We start from the raw sequence: 18,846 nt of genomic DNA, 5'->3' as shown, positions 1-18,846 counted from the left end.
GGGCCTGAAATGACTGACAGTGAAGCGCGGCAGGCGGGGACGCCCGGCTCCGGGACGCCCGAGCCCGGTACGGCCGGGGCTTCCGAGCCCGATACGGCCGGGACATCCGAGCCCAGTACATCCGGGACTTCTCAGCCCGGAACCTCTGGGCCCGGTACCTCTGAGCCCGGTACCGCCGGGGCGCTCGCCTCCCCGGGCGACACCCCCTCCCTGCCGCCGCAGGCCCAGGAGATCGCCGCCGGGTACGCCTTCCCGGGGGCCGCGCTCGATCTGGGGGCCCTGCTGTGGGACGGACGGTGTCTGCCGGACGCGCAGATCCGGATCCCGCTGGGGATGCTCAACCGGCACGGGCTGGTGGCCGGAGCCACCGGCACCGGCAAGACCAAGACCCTGCAGCTCATCGCCGAGCAGCTGTCGGCGCAGGGCGTGCCGGTGTTCCTTGCGGATGTGAAGGGTGACGTCTCCGGGATCTCGGCGCCGGGCCAGGAGAACGACAAGGTGCGGACACGGGCCTCGGAGGTACGCCAGGAGTGGACGCCGGCCGGTTACCCGTGCGAGTTCTACGCCCTCGGAGGCATGGGCCACGGCATCCCCGTACGCGCGACCGTCACGAGTTTCGGCCCGGTCCTGCTGTCCAAGGTGCTCCGGCTGAACCAGACGCAGGAGCAGTCGCTCGGCCTGATCTTCCACTACGCCGACCAGAAGGGCCTGGAACTGGTCGACCTGAAGGACCTGCGGGCCGTCGTCACCTTCCTCACCTCCGACGAGGGAAAACCCGAACTGAAGGGCATCGGCGGGCTCTCCACGGCCACGGCCGGAGTGATCCTGCGCTCGCTGACCGCGTTCGAGGCGCAGGGGATGAGCCCGTTCTTCGGGGAGCCGGAGTTCGACACGAACGAGCTGCTGAAGGTGGCGGCGGACGGCCGGGGCACGGTCTCCGTCCTGGAACTGCCCGCCGTGCAGGACAAACCGCAGCTCTTCTCGACGTTCCTGATGTGGCTCCTCGCCGATCTCTTCCACGACCTCCCCGAGGTCGGTGACCTCGACAAGCCGAAACTCGTCTTCTTCTTCGACGAGGCACATCTGCTCTTCAACGACGCGTCCAGAGCCTTCCTCGACTCCATCACGCAGACCGTCCGGCTGATTCGCTCGAAAGGGGTCGGCATCTTCTTCGTCACGCAGACCCCCAAGGACGTACCCGGAGACGTCCTCGCCCAGCTGGGCAACCGCGTCCAGCACGCGCTGCGCGCTTTCACCCCCGACGACCAGAAGGCGCTCAAGGCCACGGTGAAGACCTTCCCCGACTCCCCGTACGACCTGGAGGAGGTCCTCACCGCTCTCGGTACCGGGGAGGCCGTCGTCACCGTCCTCAGTGAGAAGGGCGCGCCGACGCCGGTCGCGGCGACGCGGCTGCGGGCACCGGAGTCCCTGATGGGTCCGGTCGACCCGGCAGTCCTCGACCGGGCGGTCGAACAGTCGCCGCTGCACGCGCGCTACGCCCTCGCGGTCGACCGCGAATCGGCGTACGAGAAGCTGCGGGCCGGTGAGGCGGGAGCGTCCGGGAGGACAGCTCAGCCTGCGGATACGGAGATGGGCGCGAAGCCGGAGAAGAGTGCGGGCGGAGGCCGTGCTCCTGCCCGGAAGGCCGAGGAGGACCCCTCCGTCGTCCAGCAGGTCGTCGGCAGCGGGGTCTTCAAGTCGCTGGCCCGCAGCCTGGGTACGCAGATCGGGCGCGAGATCACCCGGTCGGTCTTCGGCACGGCCCGGCGCAGGCGGTAGCCGGAACCCTTAACCGGGATCTGCTGCCGAAATCACTTCCCGGGCGACGAAAACGGGGGCGGGCCGGTCGTGGCCCGCCCCCGCGGTCGGTTCAACCGACCCCGTCGATTCAGTCGCGCTCGCGATTCCGGAACGGAACCTGCTCCGAAGCTGAAGCCGAAGCAGACGACGGCGTCGGCTTCACTTTCGGGCTCGGGTTCGGGCTCGGTGCGGTCCGGCCCGTTTCAGGGGGCGTCTTCGGCGCGTTGCGGAGGGATTCGGCGCGCACCAGGGCGCGCAGGATCGCGTACGGGTCCATCGGCATGGAGAGAGTCCTCTCGTGCTGCTGGGGAGGGGGAGCGGTCCGGTCGGAGCCGGGCTCCTCAGCAGCGGAGGACCATGCAGCGCAGGGCGCGCGGGGCGGGGGCGTGATGGAGCGCGCGGCCTCGCGAGCGGGGGCGTTCGGCGACGGCGGCCGGGCGGTGCGCGGACCGCCCCGCCGGGCGCCGGGGCGCCAGGGGGCGGTGGCTCTGGCGGGCGGCCGACCGGAAGGCGGTGTCCAGGACGTCGTGCGGATGTTCGAGCCCGGACTCGGTGGAGACGGCGGCGGGCGGGGCCGTACGGATCCCGCTGTGCCCGCTCGCCGAACCGGCCGCGCACACTGCGCACAGCGCGCACAGCAGCGAGGCGAACAGCACGAGGAGCCGCTGCCGGGCAGACCGGCGCGCACCACGCGCGACGAACCGACCAGGACGCCGGCCAGAAGTCCGGCCAGGGCTGTGGTCAGGACTCCTGTCGGGACTCCGGTCGAGGCTCAGGCTCCGGTCGGGGCTCATGAGAAGTCATGTCCCCGGTCGGAGGGCCCGGTGCATCGGCCGCACCACCAGAACCGCCCGCTTGGCGTAGGGCGTAGGGCGTCGGGCCGGGGCCCGGGTCGGCCCGGCCGCGTACGACGCCATCCCGCTCAGAGCGCGCGCGGTACGGCTCGGGCCCGCTTGCGCATCTGGAACGACGTGATGATCTCCGTGACGCCGAGGGCCAGCAGCCAGGCGCCGCCGACGACGGTGAGCACGGCCACCGACTCGAAGGGGGAGACGATCAGGACGACACCGGCGAGGAAGCTGAGGATCCCGAGGAGGATCTGCCAGCCCCGGGCGGGCACGGTCGGGTCGGACGCGGCGGCCAGCGTGTGCGTGACACCGCGGAACAGCCAGCCGATGCCGATCCACAGCCCGAGCAGCAGGATCGACTGCATCGCGCCGCGGAAGCAGAACAGGCCCAGCAGGATCGACAGCGCGCCGCTGATGAACGCCATCACCCGCAGGGAGGTCGCCTTGTGCGTCCCGAAGGCGGAGGCCAGCTGGAGCATGCCGCTGAAGAGCAGATAGAGCCCGAAGAGCACGCCCGCCGCGAGCAGCGTCGCCTTCGGCCACGCCAGCATCATGATGCCGAGCGCGAGCGCGGCGATCCCGGCGGCCAGTACGGCCTGCCAGGCGGTGCGGGAGAGCAGGAAGAGGGGACCTTCGAGCCGGTCCGGTTCGTGGAGATCACCGGTCCGGCGCGGGTCGCGGGCCGCGTGGGCCCGTCTGTCGTCGTATTCAGGCCCCCAGGGGCCGCCACTCGGTACCTCGGCCATGCCTCATGCTCAGCCGGAACCGCTGCCCCTGCCACTCGTGACATCCGAACGACTGAACGCGGCGGCCGGCCCCCTACGGAACCTCACGGACCCTCAACCTCATTCACCGGAGGTCTTCGCGCTCTTCGCGCTCTTCGCGTTCTTCGCCGTCTTCACAGTTTTCGCCGTCGCCGCTGCCGCCTTCGTCGCGGTCGTCTCGGCCGCGGCCTTCGCCGCCGCCTTCATCTCCTGTTTGTGCGCCCGCACCTTCCTCAGCGACTCCGGGCCGGTGATGTCCGCGACCGAGCGGAAGGACCTGGCCTCGCCGTACGCACCCGCGGCCTCGCGCCAGCCCTTCGGGCGTACGCCCAGCTGCTTGCCCAGCAGGGCGAGGAAGATCTGCGCCTTCTGGGTGCCGAAGCCGGGCAGCTCCTTGAGCCGCCGCAGCAGCTCCGCCCCCGTCGGCGCGCCGGCCCCCGCGTCCGTCCCCGTACCGGGGTCCGCGCCCTCCCAGACCTTCGCCGCGTCCCCGTCGTAGTGCTCCACGAGGTACTGGCACAGCTGCTGGATCCGCTTGGCCATCGAGCCCGGGTAGCGGTGCACGGCCGGTTTCGTGGACAGCAGGGCGGCGAAGGCTTCCGGCTCATACACCGCGATCTCGTGCGCGTCGAGATCGTCCCCGCCGAGCCGCCGCGCGATCGTGTACGGGCCCGCGAACGCCCATTCCATCGGGACCTGTTGGTCGAGCAGCATGCCGACGAGCGCGGCGAGCGGGCTGCGTCCGAGGAGTTCGTCGGCCTCGGGCTGCTGGGCGAGATGCAGGGTGACGTCCATGCCCCGATCATCGCGCCTGCGGGTTCAGGCCGCTCGCCAGTACCCCAGCGCGTTCACCCGCTGCTTCGGCAGGGCCAGTTCCTTGCGGAAGTACGCGGCCAGCGAGCGGGTCGTCGCCGTGTCGCAGGCGATCCAGACGTACGGGTCGGCGGTCTCCTTCAGCAGCTCCGGCACGGCCGCCCGCACCTGCGCCACCAGGTGGGCACCCCGGTCGAGCCGGGGAACCGTACGCAGGTCGTGGCGCGCCGGGTCCACCCGCAGGGGCAGACCGTCCGTGCCCCGGGCACCCCCGCCCGTGCCGCTCCCGCTGCCCCCGCTGCTCCCGGCGGTCCCGGCGGTCTCGAACCAGATCGTCGCGGGTGCCGTACCCACCGCGCCCAGCAGGGAGTTGAGGGCGGGGAGCGAGGCGGTGTCGGCGATCGCCAGCACCCGGGACGGGGCCGGGTCCGGGTCGGTGAAGCCGGTGCCCTGGACCGTGGCCTCGATGGTGTCCCCGGGCTTCGCGGACCGCGCCCAGTCACTCGCGCACCCCTCGTGCAGTGCGAACTCCAGACTGAAGGTGCCCGCGGCCGGATCGGGATCCACGAGGGTGTACGCCCGCTGGTGCGGCTTGCCCGCGTTGTCGAACCACAGCCGTACCCACATCGTCGGATGCACCCCGGTCGCCGCGAGCATGCCGCCGTCGGAGAGGTGCAGCCGGCGGTAGTGCTCGGTGACGTCCTCCGCGCCCAGGACCGTGAACGCGAAGTCCTTGCCCCGGAACAGTTTGAGGACCGCGCCCTCCCAGCCGTGCCCCTGCCCCATGACGTTTTCACCCTTCGCGTACGATTCCGACACACCTTACTTAGGTGAGCCTAACCTAAATTCGATGGGAGACGCAGGGTGACTGCCGAGATCTACCGCGATGCCTGGGGCGTCCCGCACCTGCGCGCGGACGACGCCCTCGAACTGGCCCGCGTCCAGGGCCTCGTCACGGCCCACGACCGCGCCTGGCAGATCGAGGTCGAGCGGCACAGGGCGCGCGGCACCTCGGCCGCGTTCCTCGGCGCGGACGCGCTCGCCTGGGACCGGTTCGCGAGACAGGCCCTGCTCGACGACACGGCGAGACGCTGCTTCACGGCCCTGGAGAGACGGGACCCCGAGACGGCCGCCTGGGTCCGGGCGTACGTCGACGGGGTCAACCAGGGCCTGCCCGAAGGGGCCCGCCGCGCACCCGAGTTCGGGGCGGTCGGGCTCGCAGCGGGCCGGTGGGAGCCGTGGACACCGCTGGGTGTCTGGCTGGCCACGCACATCCTGTTCGCCGGGTTCCCGGCCAAGCTGTGGCGCGAGGAGGCCGTACGCCGTCTCGGTCCGGACGCCGTCGGTCTGTTCGCCACCGACGGACCCGGCATCTCCGGCAGCAACGGCTGGCTCGTCACCGGCGAGCGCACCGCCACCGGGCTGCCGGTCATCGCGGGCGACCCCCACCGGTTCATCGAGGCGCCGGGTGTCTACCAGCAAGTCCGGCTCGCCTGCCCGGAGTTCGACGTCGTGGGCCTGGCCGTACCCGGGGTCCCCGGCATCGCCCACTTCGGCCACACCGGCACGGTGGCCTGGGCGATCACCAACGCGATGGCCGACTACCAGGACCTGTACCGGGAGCGGCTCCGGCGGTCCGGAGACGGAAACGGAGATGGAGACGGAAACGGAGACGGAAACGGAGACGGAAACGGAGATGGAGACGGGCGGCCGGGAGTGGGACGACTGGTCGAGGCGCTGGGCCCGGACGGGAAGTGGCACCCCGCCGCCCGTCACGCAGAGCTGATCGAAGTGGCCGGCGCCGACCCCGTGGAGGTCGAGGTGATCGAGACCGCCCGCGGCCCGGTCATCATCAACGCCGATGCCGATGCCGATGCCGATGCCGATGCCGATGCCGACGGTGGCCGTGGAGGTGGCGGTCGCGAGCGTGAAAACTCGGCCGGTGACCCGACCGGTGACCCCATCAGCCTCCGCCACCCGCCCCGCGTCTCCGAAGACCTCGGCTTCAGCGCCCTCCTCCCCCTCCTCCGCGCCCGCCGGGTCGCCGACGTGGACCGCGCCCTCGACGACTGGGCCGAGCCCGTCAACGTCGTCCAGGCGGCCGACACCGAGGGCGGCCTGCTCCACCGCGTCGCGGGCCGGGTGCCGGTACGCGACCCGCTGAACGGCACCCGGATCGTCCCGGCCTGGGAACCCGGTCACGAGTGGCAGGGCTGGTACGCCCCCATGCCACGCGGCACGGTCGACGACGGCATCGCGGTCATGGCCAACCAGCGCGGCCCCGCCACCCCCCTCGGCGTCGAGTTCGCGCCGCCGCACCGGGCCGCCCGCCTGCGGACCCTCCTCGACGCGCGGAGCGACTGGAAGGCCGCCGACATGGCCGCCCTCCACATGGACACCCATCTCGCCTCCGCGGCCCCGCTGCTGAACCGGCTCGCCGCTCTCGAAGACCTCGGCCCCCGAGCCGCAGCCCTGCGCGGCCAACTCCTGCGCTGGGACCGCCACATGGCCGCCGACAGCACGGAGGCCGCCGGCTACGCGGCGGTCCGCAGCGCCGTCGTACGCCGCCTCGCCGCCCACCCCGCCCTGGCCCCGCTGACCGAACCCCCGCCCTGCCCCGAGGTGTTCCGCCCCTGGCTCGCACTCCTCCCCCGCATCGCCTTCGCCCTCGAAAACCTCCTCACAACCGAGGAGTTGTACGGGATCGACCGCGCCGAAGTCGTCAGGGCGGCCCTGGAGGAGGTGGCCGGGGCCCCGCCGGGCGTCTGGGGCGACACCCACCGCCTCGCTCCCTGGCGTGCGCTGCCGGACCCCGCGTACGACGCGAGTGAGCCGGGGCTCTCCGGCGATCACGACTGCGTGCTGTGCACCTCGGCCGTGCCGGGTCTCACCGACCGGGCGGCACGCGGCCCCGCCGCCCGTTACGTGTGGGACCTGGCACGGCGTGAGGACAGCCTCTGGGTGGTGCCGTTCGGCACGTCGGGCGTACCGGGTTCACCGCACCACCGCGACCAACTCCCCCTGTGGCTCGGCGGAGAACTGGCCCCCGTGACCACCGACTGGAACCAGCTCCGCCCGGACCGGTTCCACAGCGAGAACGAGGACAACGCATGACGTCGTACACGACCACAACCACGAGCGCGACCACGACCCTTCATGACCGCGCGGCCGTCCACGAGGAGGCCGTCGAAGGTCTCGGCACCGTCCGTATCGTGCCCGTGGACGCGGAGGCCGACCTGGACGTGCTGCATCCCTGGGTGACGGCCGAACGGGCCCGTTTCTGGGGCATGGGCGGTTTCACCAGGGAGCAGGTGCTGGAGACCTACCGGCATCTCGGTTCGCTCGACACGCACCACGCGTTCCTCGCCGTCCTCGACGGCGAACCGGCCGCGCTCTTCCAGACGTACGAACCGGAGGCCGACCGGGTCAGCGAGTGCTACGAGGTGCAGCCCGGCGACATCGGCGTCCACCTGCTGATCGGTCCGCCACCCGGGGGCGTCGGCCGGCCCGGCCACAGCACGGCCCTGCTGAGGGCCTTCACCACGTACGTCCTGCGGGTTCTCGACCGGCCGCGGGTCGTGGTCGAGCCCGATCTCCGCAACGAGAAGGCGATCGCCCGGCTGATCCGCCAGGGTTTCGTGCTCGGCCCGCCGATCGTGCTGCCGGAGATCGACCTCCCGGAGGTCCACCTGCCGGAGAAGAAGGCACGGCTGGCTTTCCTGGTGAGGGACGGCGCATCCGCGACCCCCGGTGGGGCATGGTCGGGGAGTGGCCGATGACATCACTCCCGAAGCCCTAGCCGCTCACTACCGACTGGAGCCCATCCCCAAGGAGGGCGGCCTCTTCCGCCGTACCTGGGCGGGCCCCGAACGCCCCGACGGACGGCCCGAGGGCTCCGCGATAGTGGCCCTCCTGACCGCGCGGCCCGGCGACTTCTCCGCCCTGCACCGCCTGCCGGCCGACGAGACCTGGCACTTCTACCTGGGGGACCCGCTGGAGATGCTGCTCCTCGCCCCCGACGGCACGTCCCGTACGGTCCTGCTCGGCCCGGACGTCCTGGGCGGCCAGCACATCCAGTTCACCGTGCCCGCACGCGCCTGGATGGGCGCGCGGGTCGCCGCGGACGGCGCCTGGTCGTTCTTCGGCTGCACGATGGCACCCGGCTTCACCTTCGAGGGGTACGAGCACGGGGACGGCACCGAACTCGCCGTCCGCTACCCGGCGGAGGCGGCGCGGATCACCGCGCTGAGCCGCCCGTGACGGGTACGGGCGGTGAGCGTGATGCGAGTGGCGTGAGCGGCGGGCTGCTCGAAGGCCATGTGGCGCTGATCACCGGCGCCTCGGGCGGCCTCGGGCGGGGGATCGCGCTCCGGTTCGCGGCGGCGGGCGCGGCCATGGCCGTCCACTTCCGTACGAACGCGCAGGCGGCGGACGAAGTCGTCGCCCGCATCGCGGACTCGGGCGGTCGCGCGGTGGCCCTGCGCGCCGATCTGACCGTGGAGTCCGAGTGCCACCGGGTGGTGCGCGAGGCCGCGGACTGGGGAGGCGGCGTACTGACGGCCCTGGTCAACAACGCGGGCGTCCAACCGGTCCAGGAACTGCCCGGCATGACGCTGGCGGACTGGCGCGCGGTGGCCGACGCCAACATGTCGAGCGTCTTCGCGTGCACGCAGGCCGCCGCCGAACTGATGCGGGACGCAGGAGATGCAGGAGATGCAGGAGATGTGAGAGGTGCTGGAGACGTGAGAGGTGCTGGAGACGCGAGAGGCGCAGGGGGTGAACCCGGTGGGCGTGTGCGCAGCATCACCCACATCGCGTCCGTCGAGGCCACGCACCCCGCCCCGCACCACGCGCACTACTCCGCGTCGAAGGCCGCCGTCGTCATGCACGCGCGCTCGGCGGCCCTGGAGTACGGTCCCTACGGAATCCGAGTGAACACCGTCTCCCCGGGGCTGATCGACCGCGAAGGCCTCACGCAGGCGTGGCCGGAGGGCGTACGGCGCTGGCGACAGGCGGTGCCCACCGGGAGGCTCGGGCGCCCGGAGGACGTGGGCGACGCCTGCGTGTTCCTCGCCTCGCCGATGGCGTCCTGGATCACCGGGCACGACCTGGTCGTGGACGGGGGGATCTCGGCACGGCCGACATGGTGAGCGGGTTGAACAGCGTGCCGCGTACATCCGTACTTCCACAGAGGCCGCGGCCGTACGCGCGACGAGCACGACAAGCAGGGAGAGCCGACGTGGTCCGAGTGAGCCGTACACACCGGGCCGCGGCCCTCGTCACCCTGCTGGGCACGCTGTTCCTGCTCCTGCCGGGCGGCGCGACCTCCGCGTCCGCCCACTCGGCCGTGCGGAACACCGACCCCCGTGAGGGGTCCGTCCTGAAGACCGCGCCGCGCGAGGTCACCATGACCTTCACCGAGTCGGTCGGCATCACCGACGACTCGCTGCGCGTCCTCAGCCCCGAGAACCGCCGGGTCAACGCCGGCGACACGGAACACGTCCGCGGCAGCTCCGACCAGGTCCGCGTACGGCTCCGCGACAACCTGCCCGACGGTACGTTCACGGTCGCGTGGCGGGTGGTCTCGGCGGACAGCCACCCCATCTCCGGCGCCTTCACCTTCTCCATCGGCGAGCCCTCCGCGACGACCGCCGCCCTCTCCGCCGAGCCGGCCGTGAACCCCGCCTCCGGAGCCCTCTACGACATCGCCCGCTATGCCGCGTACGCCGCCGTCGCCCTGCTCATCGGCGTGGCCGTCTTCGTCCTGGCCTGCCGCCCGCCGAGCACTCAGCCGCTCCGCGGGCTCGTGCGCGGCGGCTGGTGGACCCTCCTCGGCACCACGGTCGTCCTCGTCCTCCTGCGAGGCCCGTACGAACGCGGCACCGGCCCGTCGACCCTCCTGGACCCGGCCCTCATCGAGAACACCCTGACGAGCAGGCCCGGCTGGGCACTGCTCGCCCGGCTCGTGCTGCTGGCGGGCGTGGCGGTCTTCCTCGTACGGACGGAGGCGGCACTGCGGCGGTCCGGGTCTGGGCCTGGGTCTGGATCTGGGGCCGGGTCCGCGGGACTTGCATCAGCACCGGCGCCGGCCGTTCTCGTGGTCGGCGGGTTCCTGGCGGTGGCCCTCGCGGGCACGTGGGCCGTCGCCGAGCACGCGTCCGCGGGCATCCAGGTGCCCCTGGCGATGACGTCCACCATGCTGCATCTGCTGGCGATGGCGGTCTGGCTCGGCGGTCTCGGCGCCCTGCTCACCGCGCTGCACCGTTCGGAGGTCCCGCTCCCGGCCGCGTCCGTGCACCGCTTCTCACGGCTGGCGTTCGCCTCGGTCACGGTCCTGGTGCTGACCGGCGTCTACCAGTCCTGGCGCGGACTCGGCTCCTTCGACGCGGTGTTCGGCACCTCGTACGGCCGGATCCTGGTCGCGAAGGTCTGCGCGGTGGTGGCGCTGCTGGCCGCGGCGGCCTTCTCGCGCCGCTGGACGGCCCGGCTGACGGAGGCGGCCCGACCATCGTCGAAGGCGCGGGTGCCTGAGATGGCCGTATCTGTCTCCGGGGCCGTGTCCGGGGCCGCGTCCGGCGCGGCGTCCGATCCGACGGCGGGCTCGACATCGGGTCCGGTGGCCGACGACCCCTCGCCATCGCCCTCATCGCAGACGCCTTCGTCTTCGTCTGCGTCGTCCTCATCCTCGTCGTCGACGTCCGGGGCGGAGGGCGGTGCAGGTCACCGCGCCCTGCGCCGCTCGGTTCTCGCCGAGGTCGTCGTGGGGGTGGCGGTGCTGGTGATCACGACGGTACTGACCGGCACCCAGCCCGGCCGTGCCGAACTGCAGACGGCCGCGGCGGCCGAGTCCACCGCGAACGCCGCCGGGAACGGCCCGACCGCGTCCACCACCCTGATCCCCTTCGACGTCGGCACCCCGGGCGGCCACGGCAAGGTCCAGATCGTCCTGGAGCCGGGCCGCGTCGGCGAGAACACGGTCGAGGCGGTCATCATCGGCCCCGACGGAGGCATCGCCACCGTCCCCGAGATCAAGCTCTCCTTCACCCTCAAGGCCCAGAAGATCGGCCCCATCGACGCCCGGCTCACCGACCAGGGCGGCTACTGGGGGACCCGCTCCCTCAACCTGCCCCTGGCCGGCACCTGGACGATGAAGGTCACCATTCGTACGTCGGACATCGACCAGGTGTCGGAGACACGGCAGGTGAAGATCGCCCGCTGACCTGCGGAGGAGACCGCGCTGACCTGCGGATACGGCTGCCGGGCAGGCCGGGGCGTCCGGGCCGTCCGGGGTGTCCGAGGTATCCGGGGCGTCGCTACCAGGCCGGCATGATCGCCTCGGGGTACCGGGACCCGGCGGCCCCCTTGGGCAGGATCTCCTGGACGCGGGCCAGGTCCTGCGGGGTGAGCGTCACGTCCGCGGCGGCCACGTTCTCGGCGAGGCGCTCCGGGCTGCGGGTGCCCGGGATCGGGACGACGTCGTCGCCCTGGGCCAGCAGCCAGGCCAGGGCCAGCTGCGTCACGGAGATCCCCTTGGCCGCCGCGAGGGCGGTCAGTTCGCCGATGGCGGTCAGGTTCCGCTCGTAGTTGCCGGGCTGCCAGCGGTCGTCCCAGCTGCGCATGTCGTCGGCGGGATACTCGGCGGCGGGCTTCACGGTGCCGGTCAGGAACCCCCGCCCGAGCGGCGAATACGGTACGAATCCGATGCCGAGCTCGCGCACGACCGGCAGCACGTCGGCCTCCACGGCCCGCTCGAACACGGAGTACTCGGTCTGCAGCACGGACACCGGGTGGACGGCGTGGGCGCGCCGGAGGATGTCGGGCCCGGCCTCGCTCAGCCCGAGGTAGCGCACCTTGCCTTCGGCGATCAGTTTGCCGATCGTGCCCGCCACGTCCTCGATGGGTACGTCCGGGTCGACGCGGTGCTGGTACAGCACGTCGATGTGGTCGGTGCCGAGATGGCGGAGGCTGTTCTCGGTGACCTCGCGGATGTGCTCGGGGCGGCTGTTGAGGGCGTATCCCTCGCTGTTCTGCGGCGCGTCCATGTCGAAGCCGAACTTGGTGGCGATCACGACGTCGTCGCGGATGCCGCGCAGGGCACGGCCGAGCAGCTGCTCGTTGCTCCCGGTGCCCATGCCGTACAGCTCGGCGGTGTCGAAGAGGGTGACGCCGAGTTCGTACGCCCGGCGGATGGTCGCGATGCCGCCGGGTTCGTCGCCGGCGCCGTACGCCATGGTCATGCCCATGGTGCCGAGACCGATCGCGCCGACGGTCAGCCCCTGCCCGCCGAGAGCACGCACGGACAGCGCACCGCTCTTGTCCTGCGGGCCCTGGTTCTGCTGGTTCTGCTGTTCGTCGCCTTGCTGTGTCATGCCGTCGACGCTAGGAGCGCGCACGCTGCGAGGCATGGGGCGTCGGCCGCATAAGATTGCCTGATCCTCTCAGAGCCACCGGCTTGCGGACACACACAGACAGGGAGCGCACATGCTGGACGAACTCGCCGCGGCCATCACCCGGCACGGCAGTGACATGTGGGCCGACACCGCGGTGCCACGCCAGCGACTGGTGACGCTCGACGAGGCGGAGGCGCCGCTCGACCTGCTCTACGAGCCGATGATCTGCTTCGTCGTCCAGGGCTCCAAGAACAGCGTGGCGGGCGAGCGGAGCTGGACGGCGGGCCGCGGGCAGGTGTTCCTCAACTCGCTGGTCCTGCCGGTCACGGCCACGTTCGAGGAGGTGCCGTACCGCTCGGCGGTCATGCGCCTGGACGGCGCCCGGCTCGCCGAACTCCTGCTGGAACTGGAACCGGACGGCACGGACCAGCCCGCTCTTTCCGGCCCGGGTCCGGCCGGCCCGGTCACGGCACCGATGACTCCCGAGATCACCGACGCGGTCACCCGCTGGGTACGGCTGCTCGACACCCCGGGGGACATCCGCGCCCTGGCGGGCCGTTTCGAGATGGAGATCCTCTACCGGCTGCTCGGCACCGCTCTCGGGCCGACCCTGCGGCACTACACCCTGGCCGACTCGTCCGCGGCCAGGGTCCGTACGGCGGCCCGGTGGATCTGCGCACGGTTCGCCGAGCCGCTCGCCATCGACGAGATCGCGGCGACGGCGCACATGAGCACCGCCAGCCTGCACCGCAACTTCAAGGCGGCGACGGGGATGAGCCCTCTGCGCTTCCAGAAGCACCTGCGCCTCCAGGAGGCCCGCCGGCTCCTCCTCGCGGGTGACACCACGGCGGCGCTGGTCGCGGAGAAGGTCGGTTACGTGTCCGCGACCCAGTTCAACCGTGAGTACCGGCGAACGTACGGCCTCCCGCCGGGCCAGGACACGGCCCGCCTGCGCGACCGACTGGCGGACGCGGGCGCGGGCGCCCGGACGATATGACCAGTTCCCACTCCCTCCTTCCTCCCCTCCCTCCCCTCCTCACGGGGGATCCCAGTGGGCGAGGAGGTGCAGGGCGGCGGAGGTCCGCGCGAAACCCTGTTCGCCGAGGAGTTCACGCAGCTCACCGTTGAAACGGTCGATCTCCGGCTGGGCGGCACGCAGGGCGGCGCGGCCCTCGTCGGTGAGCTCCAGCGTGACGGCCCGGTGCTCGCGCGGATGGGCCCGCCGGACGACGAACCCGGCCGCGGTGAGCCGCGCGACGAGCGCGGTGACGGCGGACTCGCGCAGCCCCAGGGTGCGGGCGAGCTCCCGCTGGGTCCCGCCCGGCCGGTCCCGCACGGCGAACAACGCACCGAGCTGAGCGGTGGTGACCCCGGCGGCGGCCACACAGCGCCGGTCCGCGACGGTACGCAGCCGGTGAGCGGCCCGCTGCAGAAGAAAGAACAACCGCTGATCGGCCTCGGGTTCGCATGCACCTTCGGGTTCGGACATGGCCCGATGTTGACAGACGGGACGGCCGTACGGGACTCTCACTTCACTAGTGAAGTGAGAGTCGGCGAAACGAGGCAGGTGTAGGTGTGAAGGACTCTTTGGACCTGGCCGCAGCCCAGGAGGCCCTGGCGGCGCAGCCTTTCAGCACCCTGCTGGGCGCCCGCCTGGTGGCCTTCGGCAAGGGCGAGGCGGTGCTGGAACTGGACATCCGCGACGACCTGCGCCAGCAGAACGGCTTCGTGCACGGCGGCGTACTCGGCTACGCGGCCGACAACGCGCTGACCTTCGCCGCGGGCAGCGCCGCCGGAGCGCACGTACTCACCTCGGGCTTCACGATCGACTACCTGCGCCCGGCCGACGGCACACTCCTGAGGGCCCACGCCCACGTCGTACGAGCCGGCCGCACCCGAGTCGTCTCCCGCTGCGACCTGTCGACGGTGGACGCGGAGGGAACACAGACGCTGTGCGCGGTGGCACAGGGAACGATCGCGATACGGCCTGCCTGAACCTGCCGAACACCCGGGCCCACTGCGAAAACAGAACAACGAGGCCCGAAAACACCAAGAACAACGAAGAAGGGCCCCACCGCGAACGGTGGGGCCCTTCAACATCGTGCCCGGTGAGGCACTGGCGGAGGATACGAGATTCGAACTCGTGAGGGGTTGCCCCCAACACGCTTTCCAACTCTGCTGGTACCCGTTCCTGCTGGTTCGCGCTCGTTCAGATCCCGCGTATCCCTCTTTACTGGCAGTGGTTTGAACGAGTCCGAACTTCCATGGATGAGACTGCCGTTGAGACTGGAGTACCAGCGGGGCCGAACCATGGTCTGCGGTGGCGTTGGTTGCCGCGCGACGACCCTATAGTCCGTAGCTCTAGCCGGATCGGTCAGTTACGGGCCATACCGGCCGCGGCTCGGCTCCGCAGGGGTTGCGGTACTGCGCTGCGGTACAGGGCCGGCCGCTAGGAAAATACCTTGGAATCGATATAAAATCCGGTGTTAGATTCCGACCCCCTATTTAACTACCAGTTGATATGCGTATCCACGACCAGCGGTCCCCGGCTTATGCTCAATTTCACCTGCTCTAATCAAATTCTCGAAGATTTTTTTCATCTTGCTTTCACTGTCGATTCCTGTCAACTTACGCGCCTGCTCGTTCTTGATGGAGCCATTGAGCTTAAGGAAGTCAACAACCTGCTGAGCCGGAGAGGCGAGGCTTTCGTGACGAATTGCTACCAGTACGGAATTATCTGTCTCTTTGATCACAGGCGATCGAAGGTTCAGCTTCTTCATTGAATCAAAGGCCGTGTTTAGCCCCTCTCCGACGTCTTTATTGGGAGGGTTGGGGAAGCGATTTAGGTGGCGTACGAGGTACGGGTTTCTGCTTAGGCGCTCATCCAAAATATTTTTGACTGTAATGTGTCCGGGGAGGCGGCCAGGGCTTTGGATTTCGATCCTGTTCTCGAAAATCCTGATGTGAATGTCATCCGTCACCGAATAGTCTCGATGCAGCACCGCGTTCGTGATGATTTCATGTAGTGTCTCGTGGGGGTAGCGAACTTTGCGGAGACCCTCGTCATCCAGATAAGCGGCGGATTCAACCATTTTAACGGTCCTGTCAACGGCGTCGTAAATTTGACGGTAGAGGGACCCTTCAATAGTGACTGGGTCCTCAACCAGACGGTCTCGCGCCTGCTCTTCGCTGCTATACCGGTAAATCTTGATACCGCAGCGCTTCGGCAGACAAGCTTGCGGTTCATCAGCAAACAAGAGTGCCGCAGCGACTACCGGCTTCCCAGAAACTAGTAGATGCTGTTTCCTCAAATACGTTTCCGGTTCTGATACCGGCACCGCGCTCAAAAGATACTCAATGATCGCCTCGGAGTTCGTGACGACTTCAGGATCAATGGCCATAGTTTCAGACTCAAATGATTCAATACCCTTCTGGCGGCGGAGCGCGAGGAGCGCATCATCCGATACCACCGGGATATTTTGTGCACTAAGCCGCTTGTACACCTTTCCGTCGGAGGACCTCCGAATCGATCGGGATTTTCTGGCATTTACGTGAAGGACGTACCCGGCCATTCCGTTACAGAATAGAAATTCTCCATCAATATCCGTGCCAAAAGGAGACACATCTTCAAGGGCTGCGATTAGTTGATTGGCATCCTCCGGATCAGAGAAGCCGTCCCATGAAAATCCGTTGGAGTTTTCGGTTACGCCAATGTAGAGATCCCCGCCATCGGCATTACAGAAAGCCGATGCGGCCCTGGTGATCTTCGCGGGCGCTATGCGCTTATCCTTGAAATCGAGAAAGTGGTCCTCCTGCTGTTCGAGAAGCTGAGTGACCTTTTCCGCTGAAATCGAAACCGTCTCGAACAACTCTCCCCCTACCCAATAGCCTCACTTGCTACGAACCTTACGCCAGAACAAGGCTAACCAACATGGCCTATCAGGGTTCAACAGCAGCGCCGGCAAGTTGCGCGCGGCCAAAGAGATCGACGGTGTGGTGAAACGTCCGCCTCCATCCACCACTCGCCCTAGCTCCTATCCCGTCCGCCTTCGACAGACACACCGTGGAGCGGTCGCTGTTCAGGGCGTCAAGGTGGAGCGCGCCGCTGTACGACGACCTTGATGCCCTGGGTCGCGACTGCTCGGCTTTGCCTGGGTCGAAAGCGGACGGGATGGGAGCCCACAACGCTCACCACGAACCGGCCGGCACTCGCGAACGGCGCCCCTCCCATCCCGGAGGTTGAGCACCCCGTCGGAGGCATGTCTTGAAGCCGCAGGCTTGGTTCTCGTCTCATGCCCGACGTGGTCGTACCGGTACTCGGCTGCCGGGGCGTAAGGGGTGCCAGCCTGGTAGCCGCGCAGGACGCGGACGGGCAACTCTTCGAGGTAGCAAGTCACGAGCGCTGCGTTACCGGAGTCGTCCAAGGTCTGGTTGTACACCTGATTGCCGGCACCGTCTTGGCCACCGTGGCCGGTGTGGACGATGACGTCTCCGTAGTCCTCATCGTCCTTGTAGTCGCTGGACACGACGCTGGACTCGGCACCGGTCTTCTTCGTCCCGCAGATGCCCGCCTGCAAGGGCCTGGCACTGACACTTCCGCAGCGGTTTTCAAGACCGGCGAATCCTCACTCTGCTCTCGGGCCTTGACCAGGAAGTTCGTCGACCTGCCTGCGAGCCAGACCCCGCGTCTGGCCGGAGGTTGGCCACAAGCTCCGGTGCTTCGCTTCAATCGATCACCAGGGCAGACGGGGTCTAGCCGCCGGGACGGCTCGCGCCGGGGGACACGGCGAGAAGGTCATGCGGCATCGTGAGTTCACCCGCCGGCCGTTGGGCGAGCCACCCTGAGCGCCTGTGAGATGGCGCTTCCGTGCGTACGTGCTTAAAGCCCAGCCGTTCGTAATAGGCGTGTAGTCCCGTGTTCGTGCGCCACGTGTCGATGCGCACCCACGTCCGCCCCTCCAACGCTGCGAGGCGGGACATCCAATCAACGACGCGCGTGCCAAGGTGCCTACCCGAGGCGTCCCGCGCAACGATCAGTTTGTATAGGTAGAGCGCGGTTTCGGGTTGGTCAGCGTCCGTCCAAAAATCCCGGTCGACGACACCGCGGCTGACGGTCGCGAGTACCTGCTCATCCTCGCCGACCACGACCCATGCACGCCCTTCGTCGATGTTGGCGTGCCATTTGGCGATCGCTCGCCCGCCCGTCTCCGGGTCGCTCCACTGGTCGGTGCCTTTGGTGCGCAACCACCCTTCCGCCTCTGTACGAAGCGCCATGAGGGCGGGTACATCCCCCGCAGCCGCGGGGCGAAGGTATTCAGTCCGTGCTGACTTCATAGAGGATCTTGTGCCTGTCTCCGGGAAGGATGGTGACCATGCAGCGGAGGGGGCGACCACCCGCGTCATAGCCAGTTCTCGTGTGCTCTGCGACCGGTGTTGCTGCGGGTAGGGCAAGCAGCTCAGCCTCCTGCCGATTCGGCATACGAACCGCGATCTCATCTGTGTACTTGGCCTGCACAAGCCCGACGGAAGCCAGGATGCCCCCAGGCGCGGAGACGTCGCGAGGCTCCATCAATGGCGTACCCGCCACTAGCTCCTGAGGAAAGTACGAGTCGGCGAGCGCGTAGGGCCTGCTGTCGACATACCGAATGCGCTTCCGAGCGACGGCCAAACCGTCTTCGGGAAGTTCGAGCCGTTCGCGAACGTGGGACGGGGGTTCCACGATCGACACGGTGATGTCCTGGCGGGGAGCCTTCCCCCCCTCCGCCACGGCGCTCGCCCACTGGTCACCTGCGGTTTGCCCCTCTACTGCGGTGGCGTGGCGACTCCGGCTCTCCAGAGTCGTCCAGTTCCACACGACGGGCGGGAAGTCCTCGCGGACGTACTTCCCTTGACCTTGCCCGGTGACAACGAGCCCCTCCTCAATCAAGAGGCGCACGCCGGCACGGATGGTCTCGCGGCTGTAGCCGTACTCGGTCATCATCTTCGACTCGCTCGGGAGTGCCTCACCCCCCTTCAGGTCCCCGGACACGATCCGTTCGCGCAGGTCATAGGCAATCTCCTGGGACTTGGTCATCCCGCGTCGCATGGGCATCCCATCTCCTTCACTCCAACTCCTCCGTACAAGTTAGACCAGGGGGCTTGACTCTCCAAGCCGATGAGGGCAATCTCATGGCACGGCGCTCCTCTAGACAAGTCAGACGGGGTGTCACGTACGGGCTACCCGTACAGGTT

Annotated in this window: 19 protein-coding genes; 8 read left to right on the top strand and 11 right to left on the bottom strand. The window is 69.2% G+C overall.

Annotation, left to right across the window (positions count from 1 at the left end; all coding sequences use genetic code 11):
• Window positions 1-9: 9 nt before the first annotated feature.
• Entirely contained in the window at window positions 10-1,779 is a 1,770-nt protein-coding gene (locus ACZ60E_RS11825; protein WP_469439782.1) for a helicase HerA-like domain-containing protein, read from the top strand.
• A gap of 109 nt (window positions 1,780-1,888) precedes the next feature.
• Here ACZ60E_RS11825 and ACZ60E_RS11820 read toward each other — a convergent pair whose 3' ends face one another.
• The 5 genes from ACZ60E_RS11820 to ACZ60E_RS11800 form a co-directional block, all read right to left on the bottom strand.
• Window positions 1,889-2,083 (bottom strand): hypothetical protein, encoded by a 195-nt coding sequence (locus ACZ60E_RS11820; protein WP_469439781.1) that lies wholly within the window; start codon window positions 2,081-2,083, stop codon window positions 1,889-1,891.
• A 58-nt stretch (window positions 2,084-2,141) separates the two neighbouring features.
• Window positions 2,142-2,456, bottom strand: a complete 315-nt coding sequence (locus tag ACZ60E_RS11815) for a hypothetical protein (protein WP_469439779.1) — start codon at window positions 2,454-2,456, stop codon at window positions 2,142-2,144.
• 266 nt (window positions 2,457-2,722) lie between these two features.
• Window positions 2,723-3,394, bottom strand: coding sequence for an HdeD family acid-resistance protein (locus ACZ60E_RS11810; protein WP_469439777.1), 672 nt, complete (start codon window positions 3,392-3,394; stop codon window positions 2,723-2,725).
• Between the two features lie 99 nt (window positions 3,395-3,493).
• Window positions 3,494-4,207 (bottom strand): HhH-GPD-type base excision DNA repair protein, encoded by a 714-nt coding sequence (locus ACZ60E_RS11805; RefSeq protein ID WP_469439775.1) that lies wholly within the window; start codon window positions 4,205-4,207, stop codon window positions 3,494-3,496.
• Window positions 4,208-4,231: 24 nt separating this feature from the next.
• A complete protein-coding gene (locus tag ACZ60E_RS11800) occupies window positions 4,232-5,011 on the bottom strand; it encodes a siderophore-interacting protein (protein ID WP_469439774.1) in 780 nt (259 codons plus the stop codon).
• A 78-nt stretch (window positions 5,012-5,089) separates the two neighbouring features.
• Here ACZ60E_RS11800 and ACZ60E_RS11795 point away from each other — a divergent pair, with 78 nt between their 5' ends.
• The 5 genes from ACZ60E_RS11795 (at window position 5,090) to ACZ60E_RS11775 (ending at window position 11,444) form a co-directional block, all read left to right on the top strand.
• Window positions 5,090-7,339, top strand: coding sequence for a penicillin acylase family protein (locus tag ACZ60E_RS11795; RefSeq protein WP_469439771.1), 2,250 nt, complete (start codon window positions 5,090-5,092; stop codon window positions 7,337-7,339).
• Window positions 7,336-8,004 carry a GNAT family N-acetyltransferase gene (locus ACZ60E_RS11790; protein ID WP_469439769.1) on the top strand — a complete coding sequence of 223 codons (669 nt, stop codon included), beginning with the start codon at window positions 7,336-7,338 and terminating at the stop codon, window positions 8,002-8,004. The genes ACZ60E_RS11795 and ACZ60E_RS11790 overlap by 4 nt, the downstream gene beginning before the upstream one ends.
• A 1-nt stretch (window position 8,005) precedes the next feature.
• Window positions 8,006-8,485, top strand: a complete 480-nt coding sequence (locus tag ACZ60E_RS11785) for a cupin domain-containing protein (RefSeq protein ID WP_469440443.1) — start codon at window positions 8,006-8,008, stop codon at window positions 8,483-8,485.
• 32 nt (window positions 8,486-8,517) lie between these two features.
• Window positions 8,518-9,375, top strand: a complete 858-nt coding sequence (locus tag ACZ60E_RS11780) for an SDR family NAD(P)-dependent oxidoreductase (RefSeq protein ID WP_469439767.1) — start codon at window positions 8,518-8,520, stop codon at window positions 9,373-9,375.
• Between the two features lie 89 nt (window positions 9,376-9,464).
• Window positions 9,465-11,444, top strand: a complete 1,980-nt coding sequence (locus ACZ60E_RS11775) for a copper resistance CopC/CopD family protein (RefSeq protein WP_469439766.1) — start codon at window positions 9,465-9,467, stop codon at window positions 11,442-11,444.
• A gap of 94 nt (window positions 11,445-11,538) precedes the next feature.
• On the opposite strand, the gene ACZ60E_RS11770 is transcribed toward ACZ60E_RS11775, so the two are convergent.
• On the bottom strand, window positions 11,539-12,528 hold the full coding sequence (locus tag ACZ60E_RS11770; RefSeq protein ID WP_469440441.1) for an aldo/keto reductase: 990 nt from the start codon (window positions 12,526-12,528) through the stop codon (window positions 11,539-11,541).
• A gap of 178 nt (window positions 12,529-12,706) precedes the next feature.
• On the opposite strand from ACZ60E_RS11770, the gene ACZ60E_RS11765 reads away from it, so the two are divergent.
• Window positions 12,707-13,612, top strand: coding sequence for an AraC family transcriptional regulator (locus tag ACZ60E_RS11765; RefSeq protein WP_469439763.1), 906 nt, complete (start codon window positions 12,707-12,709; stop codon window positions 13,610-13,612).
• A 39-nt stretch (window positions 13,613-13,651) separates the two neighbouring features.
• Here ACZ60E_RS11765 and ACZ60E_RS11760 read toward each other — a convergent pair whose 3' ends face one another.
• On the bottom strand, window positions 13,652-14,104 hold the full coding sequence (locus ACZ60E_RS11760; RefSeq protein WP_469439761.1) for a MarR family winged helix-turn-helix transcriptional regulator: 453 nt from the start codon (window positions 14,102-14,104) through the stop codon (window positions 13,652-13,654).
• Between the two features lie 86 nt (window positions 14,105-14,190).
• Here ACZ60E_RS11760 and ACZ60E_RS11755 point away from each other — a divergent pair, with 86 nt between their 5' ends.
• A complete protein-coding gene (locus ACZ60E_RS11755) occupies window positions 14,191-14,610 on the top strand; it encodes a PaaI family thioesterase (protein ID WP_469439758.1) in 420 nt (139 codons plus the stop codon).
• A gap of 506 nt (window positions 14,611-15,116) precedes the next feature.
• Here the strand turns inward: ACZ60E_RS11755 and ACZ60E_RS11750 are convergent.
• The 4 genes from ACZ60E_RS11750 to ACZ60E_RS11735 form a co-directional block, all read right to left on the bottom strand.
• Window positions 15,117-16,484 (bottom strand): ATP-binding protein, encoded by a 1,368-nt coding sequence (locus ACZ60E_RS11750; protein ID WP_469439756.1) that lies wholly within the window; start codon window positions 16,482-16,484, stop codon window positions 15,117-15,119.
• A gap of 210 nt (window positions 16,485-16,694) precedes the next feature.
• A complete protein-coding gene (locus ACZ60E_RS11745) occupies window positions 16,695-17,192 on the bottom strand; it encodes a YDG/SRA domain-containing protein (protein WP_469439754.1) in 498 nt (165 codons plus the stop codon).
• Between the two features lie 175 nt (window positions 17,193-17,367).
• On the bottom strand, window positions 17,368-17,949 hold the full coding sequence (locus ACZ60E_RS11740; protein ID WP_469439751.1) for a GNAT family N-acetyltransferase: 582 nt from the start codon (window positions 17,947-17,949) through the stop codon (window positions 17,368-17,370).
• The gene (locus ACZ60E_RS11735) at window positions 17,930-18,700 is read right to left on the bottom strand and encodes a GntR family transcriptional regulator (RefSeq protein ID WP_469439749.1); all 771 of its coding nucleotides are present in this window, start codon (window positions 18,698-18,700) and stop codon (window positions 17,930-17,932) included. The genes ACZ60E_RS11740 and ACZ60E_RS11735 overlap by 20 nt, the downstream gene beginning before the upstream one ends.
• Window positions 18,701-18,846: the final 146 nt, after the last annotated feature.

This window comes from Streptomyces sp. NPDC102514, from assembly GCF_055584525.1.
Note: the sequence above shows the minus strand (reverse complement) of the source record. Positions and strands in the feature narration are given on the sequence as shown.

What these genes read in the sequence shown, in the direction of transcription:
- ACZ60E_RS11825 (WP_469439782.1), top strand. Translation starts at nt 10, where the DNA reads ATGACTGACAGTGAAGCGCGGCAGGCGGGGACGCCCGGCTCCGGGACG.
- ACZ60E_RS11820 (WP_469439781.1), bottom strand. Translation starts at nt 2,083, where the DNA reads ATGCCGATGGACCCGTACGCGATCCTGCGCGCCCTGGTGCGCGCCGAA.
- ACZ60E_RS11810 (WP_469439777.1), bottom strand. Translation starts at nt 3,394, where the DNA reads ATGGCCGAGGTACCGAGTGGCGGCCCCTGGGGGCCTGAATACGACGAC.
- ACZ60E_RS11805 (WP_469439775.1), bottom strand. Translation starts at nt 4,207, where the DNA reads ATGGACGTCACCCTGCATCTCGCCCAGCAGCCCGAGGCCGACGAACTC.
- ACZ60E_RS11800 (WP_469439774.1), bottom strand. Translation starts at nt 5,011, where the DNA reads ATGGGGCAGGGGCACGGCTGGGAGGGCGCGGTCCTCAAACTGTTCCGG.
- ACZ60E_RS11790 (WP_469439769.1), top strand. Translation starts at nt 7,336, where the DNA reads ATGACGTCGTACACGACCACAACCACGAGCGCGACCACGACCCTTCAT.
- ACZ60E_RS11765 (WP_469439763.1), top strand. Translation starts at nt 12,707, where the DNA reads ATGCTGGACGAACTCGCCGCGGCCATCACCCGGCACGGCAGTGACATG.
- ACZ60E_RS11760 (WP_469439761.1), bottom strand. Translation starts at nt 14,104, where the DNA reads ATGTCCGAACCCGAAGGTGCATGCGAACCCGAGGCCGATCAGCGGTTG.
- ACZ60E_RS11740 (WP_469439751.1), bottom strand. Translation starts at nt 17,949, where the DNA reads ATGAAGTCAGCACGGACTGAATACCTTCGCCCCGCGGCTGCGGGGGAT.
- ACZ60E_RS11735 (WP_469439749.1), bottom strand. Translation starts at nt 18,700, where the DNA reads ATGCGACGCGGGATGACCAAGTCCCAGGAGATTGCCTATGACCTGCGC.